A 21,950-nucleotide genomic window follows, 5' to 3' on the forward strand; every position below is an offset into this window, starting at 1 on the left:
AAGGAAAGGAGAATGGCAGATAGTATGTTTAAAGCATGCTATCTGCTTATTTTTATGAAAAACAAATTATTGCTTTTTCTTAGAAACCGGAAAAGAAACCCTGATCAAGAAAGAGGATCGTCATTAATCTCGTTCTTAATTGTCTTCGGCCTTTGGATGATGATTTTCTTTGCCTTTTTCTCACTGTTTTTCTTGAATAATATGCAAGGATCAATGATTAATGCCGTTAACCTGGGACTTGAACGGGCTGCTATTGTGGGCGGGACAACAACGGAAGTTCAGACTTTGATAAGAGATCAGCTTGCCCATACCGGGGTAAATGTCAATTCGTTTACGATTACCGGATCGGGCAACGATACGAACCGCATTCCATACGGTCAGTACATTACCATAACAGTTTCAGGGCCGCGCAATTTTACGGATTGGTCGAGCGGTCATCCGGTGGCCGCTTCACAGACAATATCCGTAACGAAAACGATTATGAGTCAGTATTTACCTTAAGGTGATGAACATGAAAATATTAAAAAATATTCGAGACAATGAACGGGGTTCCGCTTTAGTTGAAGTCTTAATATACCTTGGCTTGTTTTTAGCTTTATTTGGGTGGGCAACAGACTATTATCACGCCATAAATATGAAACGCGGAATCATTGACAGCGTAAAGTTTGCCGCCTTGGCAGCAACGGAGCAAACGGATCAGGCTAAGCTTAATCAAGGAATTCTGGCTATCGACTCAGCGAAAGCGGACAGCGTATTTCTCGATATGCTGAAGAAAAATTTATCTTTAGACAATAACCTCGATCCGTTGCCGGGATCGCCGGTGATTGCAATCAACAAAGCAACGCTTTATTACCATGCGTATAATTCTGACGTATTACCGGCGGTAAGCCCTATCGATGGGCATGCGATTAATTACCCCAGTTATGTTGCTTATGTTGAGGTGAAAGTATGGAGGGGTTTCACCCAGCTGGTTGATCCGACTCCCTACTGGACGATAAAGGTTGCCAAAGATGCATCATTGAGAATATCTCCCTAAAAAAATAAAGGAAGGATAGTCTATGACAGAACAACTTTTTTATATAATTCCGATTGTGATGCTGCTGATAAGCACGATAACTGATTGGCGGAGACGAAAAATATATAACTGGATAACTCTCCCTGGTATTTTACTGGGGATTTTTTTTATGACCTGCTTTCATAAGTTCTCCGTCACGTTTTTATTTTCGTACATTTTTATGTTCTTTATCTTAATGATAGTATATTCGCAGAAAGCCATGAGGGGCGGAGATGCAAAGTTATTACTGGCATTAAGTCTGTATTTATCCCCTACAGGATTATTCCTAAATTTAGCAATTTGTATGTTCTCTGCTTTTTTCTATTTTTTGATCAGAACGATTAAATTGAAAGGATTTGCTGGGACTCTTACCGATGTCAGAGCAGATACAATCTCTTTGTTTGTTCTCGGGGAGAATACAAATTATTTTACTAATGAAAAGGCCGAATTTCCGGGCGGGGGTGCAGTTCTAATTGCCATTTCCTTTATTGTAACTCTGTTTTTAAGTCACTTATTCGGCAATTTAATATAAATTTTAGTATAATACCAAAAAATTCCTATATATGTTGTAATATGGTATAAAGAGGTGAGCTTATGAATATCATTGGGCCAATTGTTCTTGGAATAGGCGTGATCGCTCTTGTTGCGGGAGTAGTAAGACATTTAAAAAATAAGTAAAAGGGGTGTTGGTAATTGGTTAAATGGGAACTTGATGTATCAGATAACTTAAATCAAAGAGCTGAAGGTTTCAGCCTTTCTATAGGGTTAGATAAAATTGAATTTATTAAATTTGCAGTTCTTATGCAGTTGGAAAAAATGGAATCCCAAATGGATGGGAGGCGTAAATCGGATTCTGCAGGGGTTAATACCCTATCCAAAGTTTACATTGAAATGAATGATAAACAGGTTCCGGTTGGATAAACGGAAAGGAGAATGCACGATGTTTAATAAAAAAAATAAAATGATATTCCCAATTATTTTTCTTATTTTATCGCTATTGTTATTTGGCTGCGGTTCAAAAAAAGCTGTTCCTCAACCCCAGACCACAAAACCTGCAGTAAAGAATACGGAAACTCAAAATAATAATCAATCAGACAACCAAAAGACCGAGAAAGAATTGCAGCCTATTAAGGAACTGCCAAAAGCCGATGAAGACAGTAACTCACAAACCGAAAAGAAATCTCAGATTAAACATAACCCACAAGGTGAGAATAACTCACAATCTGGGACTTTACCAACTTCCGGAGCAGCACAAAAAGGATCAGGAACGACAAATACTAAGCCTCAGCCCGTAACAAATCCGGACCTGTCTTTGTATAGCTTAGGATATCCGATTGATTTAAAAAACGATGCTGCAAAGACAGATAAAGAAAAGGCAGCTTATGAAGCAGGGGCAAAATGGCTATCGGTATTCCGGACAACAGATTACAAACAGCTGCAATCGACTGCCCAAATGCCGGGCAGCAATTATACAACAGTTCATTTCCAGCAAGAATTGGATAATTACTTCCCTAGTTTTAAATCCGAAAGTATAAACAATAAGGATACAAGACAGGTGAAATCAATTTATCTTGAAGATATCAGCTTTAATCAAATCCCTCAATTAAACAACCAAGAAGGCGCTTTTTTGAAGTTTGTGACCGTGATTAATGCAGCTAAAAACGGCGGCAACTATTGGGTAAGCAAATATGAAGAGCGCGTGATATTACTTCAGGTAAACGGTGTTTGGAAAGTTGATTCCGAACAAGCAAGCCAATTAGAGAATTAGGAGAGAAAATTTATGAATTTAATTTCTAAAGATGAGTTGCATCAATTTCGCAAATATAACAATCGATATGAAAGACAGCTCAGAAGTTGTAATTATCGGTTAATCATGCCGGGATTGAATTCTTCGGAGATTTTGGAAGTCATAGACGATAATAAACGGATGATGTTTTCATCATCGCTAAAACAGTTTGAACGTCATAAAGATCTTTTTAAAAACGATATTGATTTCAAAAGAATGGATGCCATTGAGAATATGGGCTACCCCGATACGACAACTCTTATTGTCAAAACTACCCATGCTTGTAATTTGCACTGCCCATATTGTTATGATGTCATGTTTCGCCAGGATCTGAATGCCGAAGGAAATAGAATATCGCTTGATCTTGTTAAGCAACTGCTTAAGGTATTTAAAAGTGTAAATATTGGGTCTTGGATATGGCACGGGGGAGAACCGTTACTGATTGACCATGATTTTTATGAAACAGCCAATGATTTAATCAGACAGCAATTTAAGAATGTGGATATCTGTATGCAATCCAATTTAACTTTAATCGATGATGATAATGCAGCTATGCTAAGTAAATTTAACATCCGCCCCGGCTTTAGTTTTGACGGGTTAACCAATCATTTAACCCGCAAGAATACCGGTCAATTAATGAAGTCGTTGGCCTTGGCAGATAAATACGGCATTATGGGCGGGGCCATTATAATTCTCACCAAAGATAACATCCACCACATGATTGAAGAGTACGAGTATTTTAAGCGCTTGGGAATCGGATGTAAAATGAACCTCATTTTCTCAGCCAGTAAAAATGCATACTCCTATACCTTGGAGGGTAAAGTTGTTGCAAAAGAACTTTGCAAATTCTTCGATTACTGGATTAAGGATACTTATAGACCGGCTGATTCCGATATATGCGAAAGGTATCTCCGGACAGCGTTAGAAGCCGGAGGCTCCTGTAGTTTTGCTGATTGCGCAAGCAATTGGTTTTCAACTCAGCCCGATGGCACGATTTATCACTGCGGCCGCGACTGGCCCGAAAACGCATCAGTGTCTTTCGGCAATATATTTGATATGGAGTCAGTCCAAGATATTCTTAATCATCCCAATCATCAACGTTGGATAGAGGGTACCCGCCGAATGCTTGAAAACTGCAGTGATTGTGATTTTTACTTTTCCTGTCACTGTGGCTGCTTTAACGATAATTTGCAATATGATTTATCGATGAATAAGCCTGAACCTGAAAATTGTTATATCCATAGACAGGTCATCAGCCATATCATTCGGGTTATCAATGAAATTGATTTTGATGATATGCCTAAATATAACCCAAGATTTCTTAATTTCCTTTTCACGAATCAATTCCGGAGCGCCAAGATGATCGATAAGATTTTAGATGAGTCGATTAAGCTTATTAATGCCCCGGTTCAGGCGGAAAATAAGCTTAAGGAGTTTTTAGTCGTTTAATAAATATTAAGAAAAGAGTGTAATTTGTATGATCAATATATTTAAGAAAAAACAAACCATTTCTCTAAAGAGCCTGCCAAGAGAAATGGTTTTTTCTGTTCCTTTATTATTCGATTTCGATTATATAAAGCAGTTATCTAATCTCAACAGCAAAAACACAAAGTATAAAATTCATTCTGCTTATAACAGTCTCCCTTACACTTCTTATGCCAAGTCAGGTTTTGAACATGGCCGGTCTGTTAATTTTCAGGAAAACAGCAAAATACTTACCTTAGAGGATTTAAGGCCGTATATCCAAGAGCTCGATAAGAATAATATCGAGTTCATTTATTTAATGAATAGCATTTCAACCATTTCGCTTTATGATTTCGAATCCAATATCCCTCAGTTCAAGCAGTTTGTCAGCCATCTTGCCGATATAGGCGTTAGAAGCATAACCGTGGGCAGCCAGCTTCTGGCTGATTTTTTAAAGGAAGAATTCAATGGGTTATCTGTCAATGCTTCAACGATGATGGATATCCGTTCGATCACCCAAGCAAAGTATGTTGTTGAAAATTTAGGAATTTCCAATATTATTCCTGCTTCTGATCTGAATAAAGATTTTGCTTTTATCGAGTCATTTAAAAAGTTATTTCCGGAAACCGGTTTAGAACTTATGGCAGATGAAGCTTGTATCTATGGCTGCCCTACAAAGAATATTCATTATACTCTGTTTGGCAGGCAGGAAAATATTCATCGATGCAGCCCGGTCTTCCGTGAATTTCCGAAGTTTATCTGTGACCGAATAACAGGCTGTAACCCCGCTATTCAAATGGTTCTAAACAGAATAATTTATCCTTGGGAATTAACTGAATTAGAAAAAGCCGGAGCTAATAGTATTAAGCTAGTTGGCAGGGACCATCCAAAGCCCGAATTATTAAATAAGATTCGGGCTTACATGATTGGAGCAACGGACAAAGAATATGCGCTCAACGAGTTTTACAATACTTATAACTCTCGTTTTATGAACACAGCGTTCAGTCAATATGGGACTTTAAGAATGAATAAAGTCATTGAATACATGCCTGATATTAACCATTTTATAAAAAATAAACCGCAGTGTTCTTCCCAGTGCGGTGCTGCCTGTGATTACTGCTTTCATAAAGCCGCTTTGATTGAAAAATATGTGCTGGCCAAAAATACAACAAATAATCTATCTTGTGCTGCAGGTGATTGAAATGTCAAGAACGTATACGCGATTAAAAAAATTACTCTTTGCTTTTGTTTCACTTAGCATCCTTCATACCTCAATAACTCAAGATGTCATTGGAAATAATTATCCTGACCGGCCGCATTCTAAGGATGGCAAATATTCAACATCATGGGGATTGAAGTTTTCGCTTGAGCCGGAGAAAGCCTTTGCCTGGGTTCAATGGACCTGGCCTCAGTCAAGTTGGAGTAATTACACAAATTATGGGGCTTATACGAATGTTTATAACAATATTTACGGTAATTATGTCAATTGGAATGCCAATTATTCAAATGCCGGTGTTTGGGAAAACCATACCAACTGGCAAAACCATACCGAAACCTATTCCCAATACAGCCAATACTCTAATTACAGCAATTACAGTAATTATGGCAATTATTATAATTACAGCAATTATTACAATTATAGCAATTACTACAATTGGGGTAATTGGGATAACTATGTACCGCCGCCGACAGTTACAGCCAGTGTTCAAGCTGTAGCTTTTCCTGGGACGACAATTCAAATTACAGCAACGACCGCGGGTACTGTTACTCAGGTTACAGCAATAAATTCTCTAAATTCGACGACTATAACGTTTGTTAATACATCCGGTAATACGTGGGTGGGTAGTTATAACGTACCTGCTGGCACAGCAAGGCAACCAATTACCTTTACCGTAACAGCAAGAAACAGTACCGGATCTGCAAATGCCGTAACGGTAACAAATGTTAAGACATTCCAAAGTGTTATTACGAGATGATGAATATAACGCTTATTAAGCCGCGATTGCATTTTTCGAAAGAGATAAAAGTTAATTTCATAAATTATTGAGGAGTTTTTTAGAATGAATATAATGTTAAATAACTATTGCAACTTAAAGTGTTCCTATTGTTTTGCAAACTGTGACCCCAAAAACAAGGTTAATATCTCAGATGAATATTACGCTTACATTCTTGACTTCTTTAAAAGATCCGGGCATTCGGAATTAAGGCTTCTAGGGGGGGAGCCAACCTTGCACCCGAAATTCGAGCAATGGGTTAATGACGGAATTAAAGATCCTTTCTTTCATAAGATTCAATTATTTTCTAATGCCCTTGCTCTGGATCAGAAGTTGAGCCATTCCATTGTCCACCCCAAAGTATCTTTCTTAATTAATCTTAATGGCCCAAAAGTAATCGGCGAAAACATATATAGCAAAACTGTCAATAATGTTGAAAATATGGTTTTCGAATACCGAAGAAGAAATATCGAGCCTCGTGTAACGCTCGGTATTAATATTTTTGAGCCTCATTTTGATTACAGTTATATTATTGAAGAGAGCAAGAAGTTAAACTTAAAAACCATTCGTTATAGTATCACGGTCCCGTCTAATAATAATCAAGCCGGGACTCTTCAGCATTATGAAAGTTATGTCCCTCGTTTGGTCGAGTTCTTGGACTCATGTCATGAAAATGGAATTATGCCCCATATAGACTGTAACAACCCTCCAAAGTGTATCTTTTCAAATGAGGAACTTGTTAATTTCATTTATTCCGGTTTTGACCTTGTTCATAGAGAAATGTGTCGGCCGGTAATGGATATACGACCGGATTTAAGTGTAGCGCGTTGTTTTGTCTTTGAGGATTATCTTTCCGTAAATATTAAAGATTTCGATACCGTTGCGAAAATTCAAGAATTCTTTATTCGTGAGATCGATAGCAAACGTTTTTTTAATCCCGCCTTTAAAGAATGTGGTGGGTGTAGATTCTGGCAGGAGAAGAAATGCCAGGGTGGATGTTTAGGTTACAATATTCAGAACAAATCAGCCTAGTATGATTGTGTATTAAAGGGTATAAGCACAAAATTATTGGCAGCTCTATGCCGAATAGATTTTAAGTGTAATTCATCACTTCTTGATGATTTGATGCCCTGGTAATCCAAACTCCAAGCTGCAGAATGCACAAAATAAAACTAGACCCCGGTGTGACCGGGGTTTAACTTTGTCAAATGCACGTGTTTATATCAATATATATCAGCATTATTCACAATACTTAAACTTCTTAGAGAGGTTGCAACGAATAATGAAATTCTATGGAATAATGCGCACTTAAAGACAAGTTCATATTTATTGAGAGGAGAAAATTATGTCGGATGTAATATATTTAAGGGATCTCAGACACGCTATTAGAGTCGCAAATATGAGTAAACGCCTAGCTGATTTTTTAAGTTTATCGGAAGAAGATAAAAGTAAGTATTATATATCCTCATTATTTCATGATTTAGGTAAATCTTTTTTATCCCAGGATATTGTAAATAAACCAGGTAATTTAACAAGTGAAGAAAGAAGGCATATTGAGACCCACTCTATTTTGAGTTACAAAGAAGTAAAAAAAATTGGTTATCCGGAAGAAATAGCAATTAATATCTTGTACCATCATGAAAACTTTGATGGAACCGGATACCCTTATGGACGTAAAGGGCAATTCATCCCTTTAGGAGCAAGAATTATAAGGATCACAGATACTTTCGATGCTTTAACAAGTGATAGATCTTATCGTAGGGCTATGAAAGCAGAAACTGCATTTGAAATTATGAAAAGGCAAAAAGAATTTTATGATCCGGAACTTTATAAACTTTTTTACCTTTTATACACTAAGAATGAATTTTAGATTGTAAGTCGCATCGAAGTCCACATGATCTTGTTTCAATCAATACACATAGGACAGGACGCCGTCAAACGGGAAAAGTTATACGGCGATTGGGGACATCTAGCAGGCACTTTTTCAAAACTAATTTGTAATTGCCAATTTTCAGGACGAAGGGGGTACTGTCGATCAGAATCGCAATTCGCCCTTCCAGCATTTTAGCTGAAACAATGTCGGGTTTTTTCCGTATTGCCGATTGTTGCAAAGACGGTAAAAGGGTCATCTTCAATGAATTGTTCAACTTTTCGGCGAATCAATGTAATATTGGTAAGAATCCTTTCTGTAAATCCTTCTCTTAGTCCTCGGACCACGGAATCTTCTGCGGCATTTCCACACTGCAGCTCTCGCCGCCCCCAGTCATGGCCAATGCCCCTGATGAACCATTGATCAATAAAACAATGTTCCCGGACAGGCACTCTTCTATCACTTCTTCGAGCGATGCAATCTCTCTGACATATACCGAAAGCATGGGTTTTATAGTACTTTGTGAATGGTCTAGTTTTTGTCGTTATTAATTTTCTTCTAACATACATCCTGTACTTTTTATAGATTGTGTAGCAAGGCCCAGGGCACAGGGGCAAGGAATCGGAGAAGGGGGCCGTTTAGGAGGGTAGGAGGTCTTAGTTTTATACATTTACGCAATAATTAGGAGAGGTATGTGCCTCCTCGCCTCGACTGTGTTTGGACGTCACCTTTGAGACAATCTCACGCTCACAATCGCAAAATTACACGTTCTTACACGATTATACACGATATACACGATTGTTGTTAAACCGTTATGTGGATAATGAAAATCTTAGTTATTACTGTTAGCTTTTTGACGTTTTACTAAACTTTGTTTTGTAATATCCTTAAACATTGATCAAGTAATCTTTCATTATTGATTATTATAATAGAAAGCTTTTTTCTTGTTCTGGTTACGATTTGAAAAAGCATTTTTGTTGGATGATAATAAGGAGTTGTAGAATAACCCCAAGTATTTAATTTCCCGTCCTTGTAATAAAAATGTCGATCAATTACGGCGACCACATTATCGTATTCTTGTCCAATTACTTTATGCGCATTATCTTCGTCGTTTTTTTGATACTTTTCATATGGGTATGTATGGTATCTTGATGGAGTAAAATTAATAACCTTCCATCCTTTATTATCAAGATAACCAATATACTTCTTCGCATCTTCTGGATCAGTAAAATATTGGATATCAATATTCTCGTAATTTTGATTCGGATTCTTCTTTGAAAGATCGAACAAATTTTTAATAAATGAAGCGATCTCTTTGTTCGTTCTAATTTTTTCGGTTAATCTGAATTCGTGCGGTGAAAGTTTTTTCGAAATGTATTTTGGTATATTATTTCTTATTTCATATGATGACAAGGTTTGCTGAGAATCATAAGAAAAGATAATTTTAGTGTTATTATCTTTTATTTCTTCTAATATATCATCCAATTGGTGCGTATATATTCTCTGGGTTTCATCAATAAATATGATATCATATGTTTTCAGGTCATAATCTTTATATAATTTAATTGAAGTAATTGGCCATTTATGTGCCGTCTTTAGCAAATATTGACCGCTATTTAAACTTCCACAATGAATTATTAAAATCTTATTTGAATTGGATATGTATTCTTTTGCGATATCATAAGTCAAAAGCGTTTTACCGGTTCCGGCAGATCCATGTATTGAGATATAAGCATTACCCGGACTAGCGCATAATTTTGCTATTTCATTCTTAATCCTTTCTTGATGATCGGTTAAAAAATATCTATTATTAATAAATGCTTCGGTTGAGTTAAATGGAGACACTAAATAATTAGTTGGATCGAACAGTTTGTTTACGTCTTCGATATACGCTAGTTCCTGCTTATATAATAAAGTAATTAAATAATTAAGGTCGGTTTCTTCGATGCTGCCATCGTCTTTTAGTATAAATAGCTTATTGATTCCAGCAACAAAGGTAAAACAATAGACTTCTACTCCTAAAAAACTCAAATAATACTTATTCTTATTGAGTTGTTTTTGGATCTTTTCATTAGTTGTCTCATTTTTTAGCTCAATATTAATTATGTAATTTTTGCCAAACCTTAAAAGGTCAAACTCCTTACTGATTTGGTTTATTGTAAATCCCACAAAAAATTCATCAAATACTATCAGCTTATTAGTGCTAGCAAAAATATTACTCACAAAAAGCTCCAAATCATTTAATTCGTTATCTTTAATTTTTATTGCAAAATTATCTTTGTATAACTCAAAAACCGTTTCTTGCAGATCTTTGTTTGCATTAATCAAAGACAATAAATTAACAGATTTCAATTTTAGTATTACCTTTCTATTTCCATAAACATGCAATTAACAAGTTCATAGTGTCGTTCTTTTTCATTGAGTTATTATAATACACCTATGATGTTCAAAACTTCAGATTTACTGACTATCAGATTTTGTTACTATTAAGACTCCCTCATTTGAGCCATCTGTATTATTAGATAATATTTTATATTTAATTTCTAAGTTGTCTTTCGGTGATTGAATTAAGATAATCTTATTAAGAAATTTAAGTTCCTTGGGGCGTAAGTCGTTTTCAAGTTTGAGTTCAATAATGTAAAAATCTTTGTCGTCATAGGTGTTTTGTGCAATGTATGTGTCTAGTTCAGTATAAAAATTCTCAGATGTATATTCATAAGTACCATTGTGATTTTTAGGTTTGTACCAACTCTGATTTTTTGGCTCTACAGATACATTACTATCCGCTTTAAATCCAAATACACTGCTAATAATCCCGTTTTCTTTGCAGAAAGGCTCTGCCATGTACTGAATAAAATCATTTGTAGGATATTGATTTCCTTGAAAAAGCCCGACAGAAGACTTATCTATAAAAAGTTTAACAGTAATGTTTTTATCAGGGTTTTCACTTATATTATGTATAGCTATTGGAAGAGCGCAGCACATTCTAATATTGTTTATAAAATCAATTAATATCTTATATATGGCAATTTCACACTGTAAATCAATTATTAAATCATGTTTTTGTTTTTCAACATCACTACCATGGTATTTATATGATGTGTTTCCAAAAGTGCCAAGGTTCACTTCCTTTTTTAAGTTACCAACAAAGAAAAATTCTTTTTCTATTTCAAGATCAAATAATTCTTTAATTTCTCTGATATAATCTTCTTTCTTTGTATCGGGAATTTCAGCATAGCTACTAAAAAGTTCAAGAATATTTGGTATAAAACTCGTACTATTATGAGGAACCAAATTCTTAAGCATACCTGAACTGATAAGACTTTGAGGTTCAGGATTTATTTCATTTATTGCGATTATCTCATTTTCCTTTTCTTTTAACTCCTCAGTATCGTGGGTTGGTAATTTAATGCTATCTATATCCCTAATTAAGTTAAAACAATTATCTCTACAACTCTGCAAATATTTTTTATAACTATAGTACTTAGTAATATTGCACTCCGGCATAGTTGGTGAGTATTCATTTGTTTCTTGATTATAAAAAACTAACTCAAGTTTAGCATGTTGAAAAACACTTTTTAACATGCCCCCGCTTGTAAGGTCTATCCAATCAAATATTCTTTTATCAAAATCTACCTTTGAAATGTTCTTTCCTTTTGTTCCTAGTAGCATCTGAGTAAAAATTACCGATGCTGCAATTAGTTCTAAACATTTATAATCCAATCTAAATTCTTTAAAGGATAAATATTTATGTAGTGCATCTCTGGTAATGCTTTGTAAAATTAATTCATCAAAAGGTAGCACAGTAATTGTTATATTATGTGTATCAAAAAAAGTTGTATCGAAGCCTTCTAAGGATTTTCTGGATTTTTCAGGTATAACCCCTGTTTTATAATATGATATAGCATTTATAAAAGTATTTGCATCCTCATCGCATGAACCAATAAGAAAAATCGAGTATTCCTTGGATGGTGCTTCTGTCGCAAGTTCATTCATCCATGCCACTATACTACTTTTATTAAATAGATTTATGGATGATTTTACTTGTATCGATTTTATTAGACTCCCTTGTGATTCAAGAGCTATATCTACTTTATTTCCTATTGGGTATTCTACATAAATTTTGTCCCAGAACTCTTGCGTTAATGCCTCTAGCACAGATGCAAAGCCTTGATAGAGAAAACCTCGTATAGATTCTTTACCACCCACATTATCACCCTCTCATTAATGCTAGGACAGTACCCCTCATAGTTAGTATTTATTTACGTTTTACTATTAAACAAAAGGAGACAAGTATCATACTTTTTTGAAAAGAATTTTTGTTTTTTAGCATGGTAAGTCCTTATTAGAAGCTGTTTTTTAATTTGAAATTATATATTAATACTTTTCACATCCTTCAATAGTTTCATTATCTCTATAATCAAAAACTATTGCAGTACTGAATTTTGCCCTTGTTACGGCAACATAAAATTTCGATTTGCTTTGGTCTTTCAAACTTGTAGAATGGTTTCTCATCCAATCAGTCATTGGTTTTGTGGCATAAAGCAACACTCTTTCAAAAGTTAGCCCTTTTGATTCACCGATGTTAATAGCGGGATAATTAATATTTACTAGTGTTTTAACGCTATCTCTTAGCTGTACCGGTCTAAACTTCTTCAAATATTCATCCACATCAGATGATTTTAATAAAAAAACTCCGTCATGTTCGCTAGTTTTGTCGCTCTTTGACTCACAAGCCTCATATTCCGGAAAAATGCTGTTTGCAAATATACAAATTTTATTATTATTTCTATAAGAGTGTTTAAGTGAAGATATGTCGATTTTACACGATATTCCTTCGCATTTTTCTTGAATATATTTATCTATTGCACCGTTAATATATGATTTGTTTTTTTGCTCATCATGTGTGTGATATGTAACTTGGCGAGGATCTCCTACCATCAATAAATTGTCTGCATTTTGCATTAAACACTTGATCAAATCCAAGTCATAACCAGCCATATCCTGAATCTCATCAATAAAAATATATTGATAGATTTTACAGATTCTCTTTATCACATCACCATTTGTTCTTTCGTTACAACGAAAAGCAAATTTCGATAATTTATCGGTATATAGTCTGTACTGGGGATCAAAATAATGCATATTAACATCGGTCTCGGGAAAGCAAATCGGTTTACCCCTAAAGAAATATTTAACCGCTGATTTTGTATTTACCAACAAAATACCGTTTATTCTATGTTCCGTTAGCACCCCTTGAAAAGGTTTTACGCCATGCTGTAACAGAAAAGAAAACCATGTTTGTATCATGACATTTGGCGGAACCGCACCGTTAACTTCAATGAATTTCTTTAGTATCTCTTTACTGTTTGCTTCGGTGAAAGTGGTAATCAACACTTTTGAATGTTTAACCATAAGTGCTTGTTCTACGATATATGTTGTTTTCCCCGAGCCTGCCGCAGCAATAATCAACTTATTATTCATTGTCTTTAACAGCTTTTGAAATATAATCAGGATAATTAATTTTTTCGGAGCTCGAAAATATTTTTAAGGCACATTCCGTTTTTTCATTTTTCATATATATACGCAAATCATCTTCTTTCTTGTAAGAAGTTCCCAACACTTTATTAAATAGAGTAAGATTATTTGCTTTAAGTAATTTTGGTTCAAGCGTATTGTAGTTATAAGCTTGTTTCCCAATTACCAAAGATCCCGTATCAACATTTAAGTCCACGCATAATTTGACGTAAGGTTTCAGATTTTCCCCAATATAGTTTACATATTTTTTATTTATTGCTTCGATATCACCATCATTATCTGTGACAACTGTAACCTGTTTATATAATAAATCGGCTATCTCTAAAAATCTCAAAAACGACGTACCCACCGAAATAACATCAATTCCGTCTTGGATCGGAAGCCTACCGTCATGTAAGTCCATATATGCCCTTTGAACAACAAGTTCATCCGAATCACCTTCGACTAAAATAGCGCTTTCACATAAAATGAGCCGAAGCGTATCATACCCGGCAATCTTTTTGAAAAACTCGTTTGACTTTAAGTTCGAGAACCGAATTGCTTTTTGCTGGTTAAGTAATAAGATATTATCAAGTCCAAGTTTATTTGCAACGAAACTACTGTGGGTGGAGATAATGATTTGTTTTTCATTATACTTAGCTTCAATTGCGGAAATTAATTGATTCAGTTTTGTATGTGAAAGATGGCATTCAGGCTCCTCAAGTAAAATAATATTTGCTTCTTGAGCTTTCTTGTGCGATAAGGCTAATTCCGTTTTGACGACGCATTGTTCGCCCTTGCCGATATTGCTAAACGGGATGCTATCAAGTTGGGTTATCAAGCTACTTTCCCAAGCACTTTTGGTTCCCAGTTCAACACTCAGTTCGATTTTCTTTTTTGTAATTGATGGCAGTGTATTAATTTTTTTATTGATCTCTGCTATCGAACTGTCACTCATGAAGTTTTCTTTCATTTTTCTATGAGCCTGCGCCACATGAGTAATATCATCAGAATCCAATAGATTCCTTATGATTCTTGAAATATAGACATCTGAACCATTCTGAAACCTGCTACTTGTTGAGTCGATCATGGCACATTTCATCAAAATACCCTTGCTAGTAATTGCTTGCCGTGCAAATGACTCCCAAACCACGTCATAATATTCAATCGGCAAACTTAACAAATCGCGTGAAGTAATTAAGGATTCATACTCATCATTGTATTTTTCGTTATACTCAACTTTGAGCATAAGTCCTTCAGCTTTCGTTTTTTCAGCATTTCCATTGCCTTCAAACAAAGGGCATGTACCTTCAGAAAAATATAGTTCTATAATAAAGCTCGGAGGCAATACTTTTTCACCTTTGCTTATTGATTCAATATAATTAGATATAACTTCATTATTGAACATATACTGCGACAATTCCGTCTTAATATGTCTACCATTATATAAACCCGTAAGAGCAATATTTATAGCTTCTAGGATCGTTGATTTTCCCGCTTCGTTATTTCCAACAAGAATATTAATACCTTCATTAACTTCAAGAATAAATTCGCCTTTAAAGCACTTAAAATTACATATCCGAATTTTTCTTATAGACATAAGGTAATCTCCTTGTCAGTAACAAAAGATGTCTTAATCAAACTTGTTGAATCATTTTCATGATAATGTTTTAATTCCTACACATAGTGTTTTAACTATTTGAATCAATTTTAACGTATCTTCTCTTCTAAGTACTAACCTTTGACCAATTTTATATGAGGAATCACCTGACTTCCTCATATACATTTCATCAACGATGCCACCGTTGTGTTCGAAAATATGCCGTTTTTGAAACATTAAAGTCATTTCAGAAATTTCATTTTTCGTAAGCCACTCGTCATAACCTTTTCCTGTTGCTTCTTGAAATAAATTACTTCCTTTTTCCACTATTTGAAAATCGTTAACCCGTGCTACTTTGCAGGATAACGATTTGTATTTCATTTCAGCAAATTTTTGGAAAGCTGAAACAACATCCCCTAAACTACCTTCAAGCATAGCTCGGCACATTGTTATAGCCTTATCTTTTCCAAAAGACTGTGTCAATAGCTCTTCCATCTCTGACAAGGACTCTATCATTTTTACAATCGTATCTAAAGATTCATCAATGACATCTTCAATCGCATTAAAACCACAGCAAGGACAAAAATAGGCTGAGCCAATTACACTATAATGTGTATAGCATTGAGGGCATTGTATTTCTTGCTCCCATTCTTTGCTTTGTCCCAAAGGATTGTTATTAAAACTGGTTCTACTACCGGGTTTATATGTAAATTTCATAAACTTATTATGACGCGTACTGTGTTCTAAATCTCTGAAGGTTTTGTCTAATTCTTCATGAATATACTCCATGGCAAAGCTTTGAGTTATTCTACGCATATCTTCAAGCTGCTTTTGTGTCCACCACTTGTCAGATGTGTCAACATGTCCGCACATTGGGCAGTGTACTTCTTCATCAGAGATTTTTTCTTTCCAATCGTCCATGTAAACTTTAAACGCAAAAAGGCAATTTTCGTTCGGACACTCTCGATCAAGGTAACCTTTTTCATCAGAATTAAATGTAATTGGTATTTTAATCATGGATTTTTATCTCCACTATCATCCATCCTGTTTATCGTTAGTAAAATGAAACAAGCTGTTATTACTTAAGAGATAGGCTATTTAAGCATATCTATATGATAATTCCACATTTTCCCTTTATATCCTTCTATAATAGCAAAATCAACCACAAAATAACAAAAATCACCAAAATGTTATTAGCACACTTTTCTGGCGATTTTGTAAAGTAATTCCTTAATAATAAACTTAGTAAAAGTCGAAACTGTTTATATTATTAATGAAGGTTTTTTATTATATCTTGGATATTGTATAAATACTCATTTCGTTATTGAGCGACCATACCAGAAACTGTTCGTTCAATAGTCTGGCTGATCATATTTTTCCACTCAGGGGCTTCACAGCCTGCTCGGTATTGCTCGCAATCATTCATTAAGTTTATTACAGCTTCTGGTGTGGCATTGTTTGTAGTAAACAAAGCCTTAAAAAATGAATTAAATTGTGAAATTGTTATTGGAATAATCTGCAAGTGCATTCTCTCATCACTTCGGGAATACCACACACCAATTCTGAATGTTTCTGCAGTATTAGAGTCTATATTGTTTGCAATAAACAGGCCATAAACTGGTTTCCCATTAGCTTCGGTATAGTGGTTCATAAGATCAGCCACATGGCGACGGACAGGTTCCCCTTCTGCCGCCTCTTGTCTTGAACTTTCTGTCAAAGTAACTTCAATAACTATAACGAAATCACGAAACTCCATAATCAAGTCCGGGCCATTTCCAGGAGCAGTGCCAACCGGTAAAAAGTCCTGATCAACCTTAAAACGCCTGGCTTCATATGGTTTGTTTTCTAAACTATCAATAGCCAAGAAAGCCCGCCATAATATCCACTCTAGATAGGCAGGGGTCTCACTACGAGGGATAACTATCTCGTTTTCCTCATCTATGCGGCGACGATCTCTACGTGAAGCGATGAGATCAATGTAAGTAGCAATTTCTTCCCATTGGTCGGCTTGCTCTCTAGCATAAATTTCTTCTTTTTGTTTAAAAATAATATCTTCAATTTCGTGCCGTATAATGGCGATATCAGCTGGCGTATTTACTGGCCGGTCCCCAAGTATAAACGGGATCCCCATACGTGATAACTGTGCAATTAAATCATGAAGCACATTCAACGCTGCATCCTGAGTGTCGGTCGGGAGCTGTGCCCCATTACACAAGGTAGTATACCTTTCAAGCTCGCTAGCTGGTGCAGAGATATCTCTTGCCATTAACTCTGCAAACAGACGCTTTTCAGGTACTAAAGCTATACCTCGTCCTCTATTTTGGACAAGGCCGGTAGCTTTTAAATACCGGAGATTGGCATCTGCATAGTCGCGAAAGGTCGCTGGCATTAGACCAAATGTATTTCCTGCTTCTTCATATTTTACTGAATCAAATCGACGTTTTGAGGCAGCAGCATTTCTCTCATTCCTTAAAGTAATAATGTTTGCTACTACAGTAGCAATATTGTCTGCGCTACTCGTCGCCTGAACTATAAGTGCCATCTCAATAAAGCTTACATATGCTTCTCCAGTTTGACGTTCCAACTCAAGAAGGACTGCTAAAGTATGGCGCAGAGGCGAAAACCAAGTTGTTTGTCTATCCTCATTTTGAATCGGCATAAATTGCGCTGCTAAAGATCGCAAAAAGCATTCCTGCATAGCAGGCACAGTTTCCGATCGTATCAGTCGCCATCCATTGGGTGTAATAGTATCCATTGCTCCAACGTCTTCTTGACGAATTGTAGAAGAACGAGGTATCTCCGGGTACAGAAACCCCAACTTTCCAAGAGCTGATCGCCATTTACGTCCAACGCTGTTTGTTTCGTCTGTTCCAAGCGAAACAATGCCATGCTGCCCCAGTAATTCTCGGAAAGCGCGGTCACCATCTTGACCTCGCATATTGCCTTGTAGGTAAGACGTTGAAAGTGCAACCAAACCATCACGTAATCGGAATGCACTTCTGACGGATGTGTTACCTATGTACCAAAGTGTCATAGCTATATCTCCTCAATATCCCACAAAAAGGTATTCTTGCACTTGGTTCTTATTGTCTCCCACACGGTTACCCTGGTTGCCAAAAGAATACCGATAATCCACAGGTATAACTTCTACGTGTTCCTTGTGTTTGGAGAGAATGGAAACCATTTCATCAAGCGTTGGTAAACTGTTTGATGAATAGGAAACGATAATTATACTATTAGCATATTTTTTAAATAAAAGGCCGAAGGCATTGGCAGCACCTTTCCTCGTTGAAAAGGGCGTAGAATATGACTTGAACTTTTTGGTTTGAGTATGCTGCTGTATTTCAACACCTTCCCAATTTCGAGCGAGACCTTCGACGAAATGATAACGGCGTACATACTCATTATCAGAGTAAGGAGAATAATATGGTGGGTCAATATACACCAAGTCTGACTTATCAATTCGCAGCTTCATGGCATCACTGTTTTTTGCTTTATTAACCTTCCCATTATTAAAAACAGAGTTATTTACGACAGTTACAGCATCCATAAACTGCTCTTCAAGAGATTTTTTCAGATCTTTTCTACCGTCATTATAGCGATCACCCGTATAGGTAAAAATGCCACGAGCTCGCTTTTTAATGCACGCACGGATCAATGCAGACATAGCTATCGCACGTTTATATGGATCTCGGATAGCTTTGATATTTGTACGCAAGGTGTCAATAAGCGCATTATCATGATCAGTGAAATATAGTCCGGTAAAAGTGTTAGTAACAAAATGATCAGACTCCTGTGAATCTATCAGTAGTTTTTGTGCTTCACTTCGTGGAAGAATAACCGAATTGTTCTCAATCATGGCTTTAGCAAAGGTTGCAGACATTGCCATGTAATCATTACTGATAACTGTTTTCCCTTGAGCTTTAAACATGTACCCCACAATACCCGATCCCGCGAACAGATCTACAACACTATCAAATTTAAACTGTGAAGCAATGTCCCATATCTGTAATAGTAACTTACTCTTAGAACCCATAAAGCGGGTTGATGGATATTTGGCTACCTGGGCTGGCAAGGGCTTCGGCTCAACCGACAGAACAATATTCCTTTTCGGAGGAATTGCAACAATGACATCCTCCCCCTTACGACTATTACCATTACAAGATATGTATCGTTTGGTTTGTATAACCTCAATATTAAACGTTCCATAAAGCTCATGTACTAATGGATGGTTGGAATTTGTAAGAATTACATGGCAGCCCAAATCATGAAGCCGCTTTATCTCATTCGCAAGTTCTACATGATCTTCTTCATAAAACTGTTCCTTTGTGTATCTTTTGAAATCCGAGTACTCTGATATAGGAAGATATGGTGGGTCAAGAAAAACAAGGTCACCCGGCTTTGCATAGTCTTTTAAAACTTGTAGATAATCTGCACACACAATTGTAGCTCTTTGCAAAACAGCAGATGCTGCATATAAAGCCTCAAAATCACAAATCTTTGGGTTCTTATATCGACCGAAGGGGGCATTGAATTGCCCCTTTTTATTTACTCTATATAATCCATTGAAACATGTTTTATTCAGGTAGATTGTCCTTGCTGCTGCCTCAGGTGGTGAAAGCTCATGCCATTCAAGTGATCTGACCGCATAAAACATTTCTTCTGTATTGCTGTAAGTTTGAAGGTATGTAATAACTTCATCAACATGATCTGCTACTTGCCTGTACATATTAATTAACTCGGGGTTGCTATCTGCAATAACTCCATCGGAAGGATTAAGCGCGAAGAAAAGCGCTCCTCCACCAACGAATGGCTCTATATATCGACCATACGAAGTGGGAATCTTAGGTAAGATATCATTGAGCATTTGTGTCTTACCACCCGCCCATTTAAGCAAAGGGCGTGCGGGAATACTCGGTTGATATTGTTCAGCTTCACTGCCTATCGAATTGACCAATGTATACGGCCCCATTTCTGGTGCAGCTAATATTTTCCCAAAGATTTTAGCACCGTTTTTTATATCTCTATAATATCACATATGTCACAATTTTAAGTAGAACAAATCTATACAAGAACGTCAGTTTTTCTTTTTTATTAATATTTTGTTTTTCGCTCCCTCTCATCAGTTATCATGATATGTTTTATGTTATGACTAATATTTCCATCCAAGAAATCTTGCCATTAGCGCATTGCTGGGCTATAATCTTAATACGAACATTTGTTCGTATTATTTTACTGAGTTTTAACTTGTACGGGGGGAATGCTATGAAAATCATAATGCAGCCTATTGAAGTGATAGCTTCTTTTAAGCTTGACGGAATGTCCACACCGTTAAAGTTCAGGATTATGGAGAATGATTCCCCTTCTATCATTACCGTGGAACAAGTGTGTTTTCGCTCCGAAGAGAAATTAGCCGGCAACAAAATGATTACGTTCCGCTGCCAGAGTACTATTAACGGAGCTTTGAAAATCTTTGAATTAAAGTTTGAGCCAAGCACCGGCAAATGGTTTTTGTATAAGATTTAGAGGTGACTAATCTTTGAGCAGGCGGATTATTTTCCATGTCGACGCCAATTCAGCCTATTTATCTTGGGAAGCGGTTCACCGTCTTCAGCATGGTGATCCTTTGGATTTACGTACCGTTCCAGCAATTGTTGGCGGTAATCCGGAAACCAGGCACGGTATCGTGTTAACCAAATCCATTCCTGCCAAGAAATTTGGTATTCAAGCCGGGCAATCGGTCTATGAAGCCAAATCAAAATGTCCCGAACTGATTATTGTCCCGCCCAACTATTATTTGTATATGCAATGCAGCACTGCTTTCGGAGACGTGCTGCGGGAATTCTCCCCTTTGGTGGAGCAATATTCTATTGATGAATACTTTCTGGACTACGCCGGGATGGAGAAAGCACTGGGAGATCCCCTTCCCGCTGCTTACCGTCTCAAAGATCAGATCAAGGAACAGTTAGGCTTGGAATAGTCTCAGATGGTTTTCCCCGTCATTAACTACCACAGGAACCGGTTGCATAGGAGCAATATTATACCGAGCTTTCCAATCTATTTCTTCGGCAATATTTACGATTTCTGCCACTTGTTCCCCTGTTAAGGTCAATGTCAATCTTCCACACATAGGCCCTATCCTCTATGCAAATAGTGCGCTTATTCTACGTCTAATATGGATAATCCTGCGAAACACAATCAAAATATTTTAACACCCCATAATGCTCATACTGTGCATAAAATTGCTAATGCTTTTTTATAGAGAGCGTCAAATTCACAACCACAATTACCACACTCTTCGTCTGCCTGTTTTATAGCTGTAATCAATGTTTCTTTATTACCTGTACCATTTAGATATTCTCTTGCGGGGACATCAATTAAATCCCAACCTGATTCCGAAAACTTAATAAGTATGTTTTTTAATTCATCACTCATTGCGTTACTCCTTTTAAGAATAATTATTCATATCGGAATTATAACAACCGATATAGTGGGCTATGTGTTTATGTTCCTCAAGATACTTTTCAAAACCGTGATTTCTTATGTAATTGTTACCGTCAATCCAAGCGGTTCTGATATGTTCCGGTATACCTTTTTCGCACGGGAATTCCTCACACTTGCTGAAAAGTTATTTCCATTGATCTACCCCTCCTCTAAATAAATTT

At 36.3% G+C, this 21,950-nt stretch carries 21 protein-coding genes and 1 pseudogene; 12 read left to right on the top strand and 10 right to left on the bottom strand.

Annotation, left to right across the window (positions count from 1 at the left end; all coding sequences use genetic code 11):
- Positions 1–54: 54 nt before the first annotated feature.
- From A7K50_RS14310 to A7K50_RS07690, 10 genes are all read left to right on the top strand, one after another.
- Positions 55–501: a hypothetical protein gene (locus tag A7K50_RS14310; protein ID WP_243103681.1), complete on the top strand. Its 447-nt coding sequence runs from the start codon at positions 55–57 to the stop codon at positions 499–501.
- A 10-nt stretch (positions 502–511) separates the two neighbouring features.
- Entirely contained in the window at positions 512–1,036 is a 525-nt protein-coding gene (locus A7K50_RS07650) for a hypothetical protein (RefSeq protein WP_119775345.1), read from the top strand.
- Positions 1,037–1,058: 22 nt separating this feature from the next.
- Positions 1,059–1,586: an A24 family peptidase gene (locus A7K50_RS07655; RefSeq protein WP_119775347.1), complete on the top strand. Its 528-nt coding sequence runs from the start codon at positions 1,059–1,061 to the stop codon at positions 1,584–1,586.
- Positions 1,587–1,747: 161 nt separating this feature from the next.
- Complete coding sequence (locus tag A7K50_RS07660) at positions 1,748–1,975, top strand: hypothetical protein (RefSeq protein ID WP_119775349.1); 228 nt, start codon at positions 1,748–1,750, stop codon at positions 1,973–1,975.
- A 19-nt stretch (positions 1,976–1,994) separates the two neighbouring features.
- Positions 1,995–2,822 (top strand): hypothetical protein, encoded by an 828-nt coding sequence (locus A7K50_RS07665; RefSeq protein ID WP_243103682.1) that lies wholly within the window; start codon positions 1,995–1,997, stop codon positions 2,820–2,822.
- Positions 2,823–2,834: 12 nt separating this feature from the next.
- Positions 2,835–4,289, top strand: coding sequence for a radical SAM protein (locus A7K50_RS07670; protein WP_119775350.1), 1,455 nt, complete (start codon positions 2,835–2,837; stop codon positions 4,287–4,289).
- 28 nt (positions 4,290–4,317) lie between these two features.
- A complete protein-coding gene (locus A7K50_RS07675) occupies positions 4,318–5,505 on the top strand; it encodes a U32 family peptidase (RefSeq protein WP_119775352.1) in 1,188 nt (395 codons plus the stop codon).
- A gap of 1 nt (position 5,506) precedes the next feature.
- Positions 5,507–6,280: a hypothetical protein gene (locus tag A7K50_RS07680; RefSeq protein WP_119775353.1), complete on the top strand. Its 774-nt coding sequence runs from the start codon at positions 5,507–5,509 to the stop codon at positions 6,278–6,280.
- Positions 6,281–6,364: 84 nt separating this feature from the next.
- The gene (locus A7K50_RS07685) at positions 6,365–7,330 is read left to right on the top strand and encodes a radical SAM protein (protein WP_119775355.1); all 966 of its coding nucleotides are present in this window, start codon (positions 6,365–6,367) and stop codon (positions 7,328–7,330) included.
- A gap of 313 nt (positions 7,331–7,643) precedes the next feature.
- The gene (locus tag A7K50_RS07690) at positions 7,644–8,168 is read left to right on the top strand and encodes an HD domain-containing phosphohydrolase (RefSeq protein WP_119775357.1); all 525 of its coding nucleotides are present in this window, start codon (positions 7,644–7,646) and stop codon (positions 8,166–8,168) included.
- Positions 8,169–8,499: 331 nt separating this feature from the next.
- Here A7K50_RS07690 and A7K50_RS14320 read toward each other — a convergent pair whose 3' ends face one another.
- From A7K50_RS14320 to A7K50_RS07730, 8 genes are all read right to left on the bottom strand, one after another.
- Positions 8,500–8,673: a hypothetical protein gene (locus tag A7K50_RS14320; protein ID WP_243103684.1), complete on the bottom strand. Its 174-nt coding sequence runs from the start codon at positions 8,671–8,673 to the stop codon at positions 8,500–8,502.
- A 359-nt stretch (positions 8,674–9,032) separates the two neighbouring features.
- Entirely contained in the window at positions 9,033–10,520 is a 1,488-nt protein-coding gene (locus A7K50_RS07700; RefSeq protein WP_119775359.1) for an ATP-binding protein, read from the bottom strand.
- Positions 10,521–10,628: 108 nt separating this feature from the next.
- Positions 10,629–12,377 carry a hypothetical protein gene (locus tag A7K50_RS07705; protein ID WP_119775360.1) on the bottom strand — a complete coding sequence of 583 codons (1,749 nt, stop codon included), beginning with the start codon at positions 12,375–12,377 and terminating at the stop codon, positions 10,629–10,631.
- 168 nt (positions 12,378–12,545) lie between these two features.
- Complete coding sequence (locus A7K50_RS07710; protein WP_119775362.1) at positions 12,546–13,652, bottom strand: UvrD-helicase domain-containing protein; 1,107 nt, start codon at positions 13,650–13,652, stop codon at positions 12,546–12,548.
- A complete protein-coding gene (locus A7K50_RS07715; RefSeq protein ID WP_119775364.1) occupies positions 13,645–15,285 on the bottom strand; it encodes an AAA family ATPase in 1,641 nt (546 codons plus the stop codon). Before A7K50_RS07715 ends, A7K50_RS07710 begins: the two co-directional genes overlap by 8 nt.
- 57 nt (positions 15,286–15,342) lie before the next feature.
- Positions 15,343–16,302 carry a hypothetical protein gene (locus tag A7K50_RS07720; RefSeq protein WP_119775365.1) on the bottom strand — a complete coding sequence of 320 codons (960 nt, stop codon included), beginning with the start codon at positions 16,300–16,302 and terminating at the stop codon, positions 15,343–15,345.
- 304 nt (positions 16,303–16,606) lie between these two features.
- Positions 16,607–18,319: an AlwI family type II restriction endonuclease gene (locus tag A7K50_RS07725; RefSeq protein ID WP_119775367.1), complete on the bottom strand. Its 1,713-nt coding sequence runs from the start codon at positions 18,317–18,319 to the stop codon at positions 16,607–16,609.
- 12 nt (positions 18,320–18,331) lie between these two features.
- Positions 18,332–20,242 carry a Dam family site-specific DNA-(adenine-N6)-methyltransferase gene (locus A7K50_RS07730; protein WP_243103685.1) on the bottom strand — a complete coding sequence of 637 codons (1,911 nt, stop codon included), beginning with the start codon at positions 20,240–20,242 and terminating at the stop codon, positions 18,332–18,334.
- A 308-nt stretch (positions 20,243–20,550) separates the two neighbouring features.
- Between A7K50_RS07730 and A7K50_RS07735 the strand changes: the two genes are divergently transcribed.
- Positions 20,551–20,811 carry a hypothetical protein gene (locus A7K50_RS07735; RefSeq protein WP_119775370.1) on the top strand — a complete coding sequence of 87 codons (261 nt, stop codon included), beginning with the start codon at positions 20,551–20,553 and terminating at the stop codon, positions 20,809–20,811.
- A 13-nt stretch (positions 20,812–20,824) separates the two neighbouring features.
- Positions 20,825–21,256, top strand: a pseudogene (locus tag A7K50_RS07740) (DNA polymerase IV); the annotation flags it as partial.
- Here the strand turns inward: A7K50_RS07740 and A7K50_RS07745 are convergent.
- Entirely contained in the window at positions 21,251–21,415 is a 165-nt protein-coding gene (locus A7K50_RS07745) for an SOS response-associated peptidase family protein (protein WP_119775372.1), read from the bottom strand. The pseudogene A7K50_RS07740 and the gene A7K50_RS07745 overlap by 6 nt on opposite strands.
- A gap of 95 nt (positions 21,416–21,510) precedes the next feature.
- On the bottom strand, positions 21,511–21,720 hold the full coding sequence (locus A7K50_RS07750) for a hypothetical protein (RefSeq protein ID WP_119775374.1): 210 nt from the start codon (positions 21,718–21,720) through the stop codon (positions 21,511–21,513).
- Positions 21,721–21,950 lie beyond the last annotated feature (230 nt).

The organism is Dehalobacter sp. MCB1, from assembly GCF_003590275.1.
In the GTDB taxonomy this organism is placed as follows: domain Bacteria; phylum Bacillota; class Desulfitobacteriia; order Desulfitobacteriales; family Syntrophobotulaceae; genus Dehalobacter.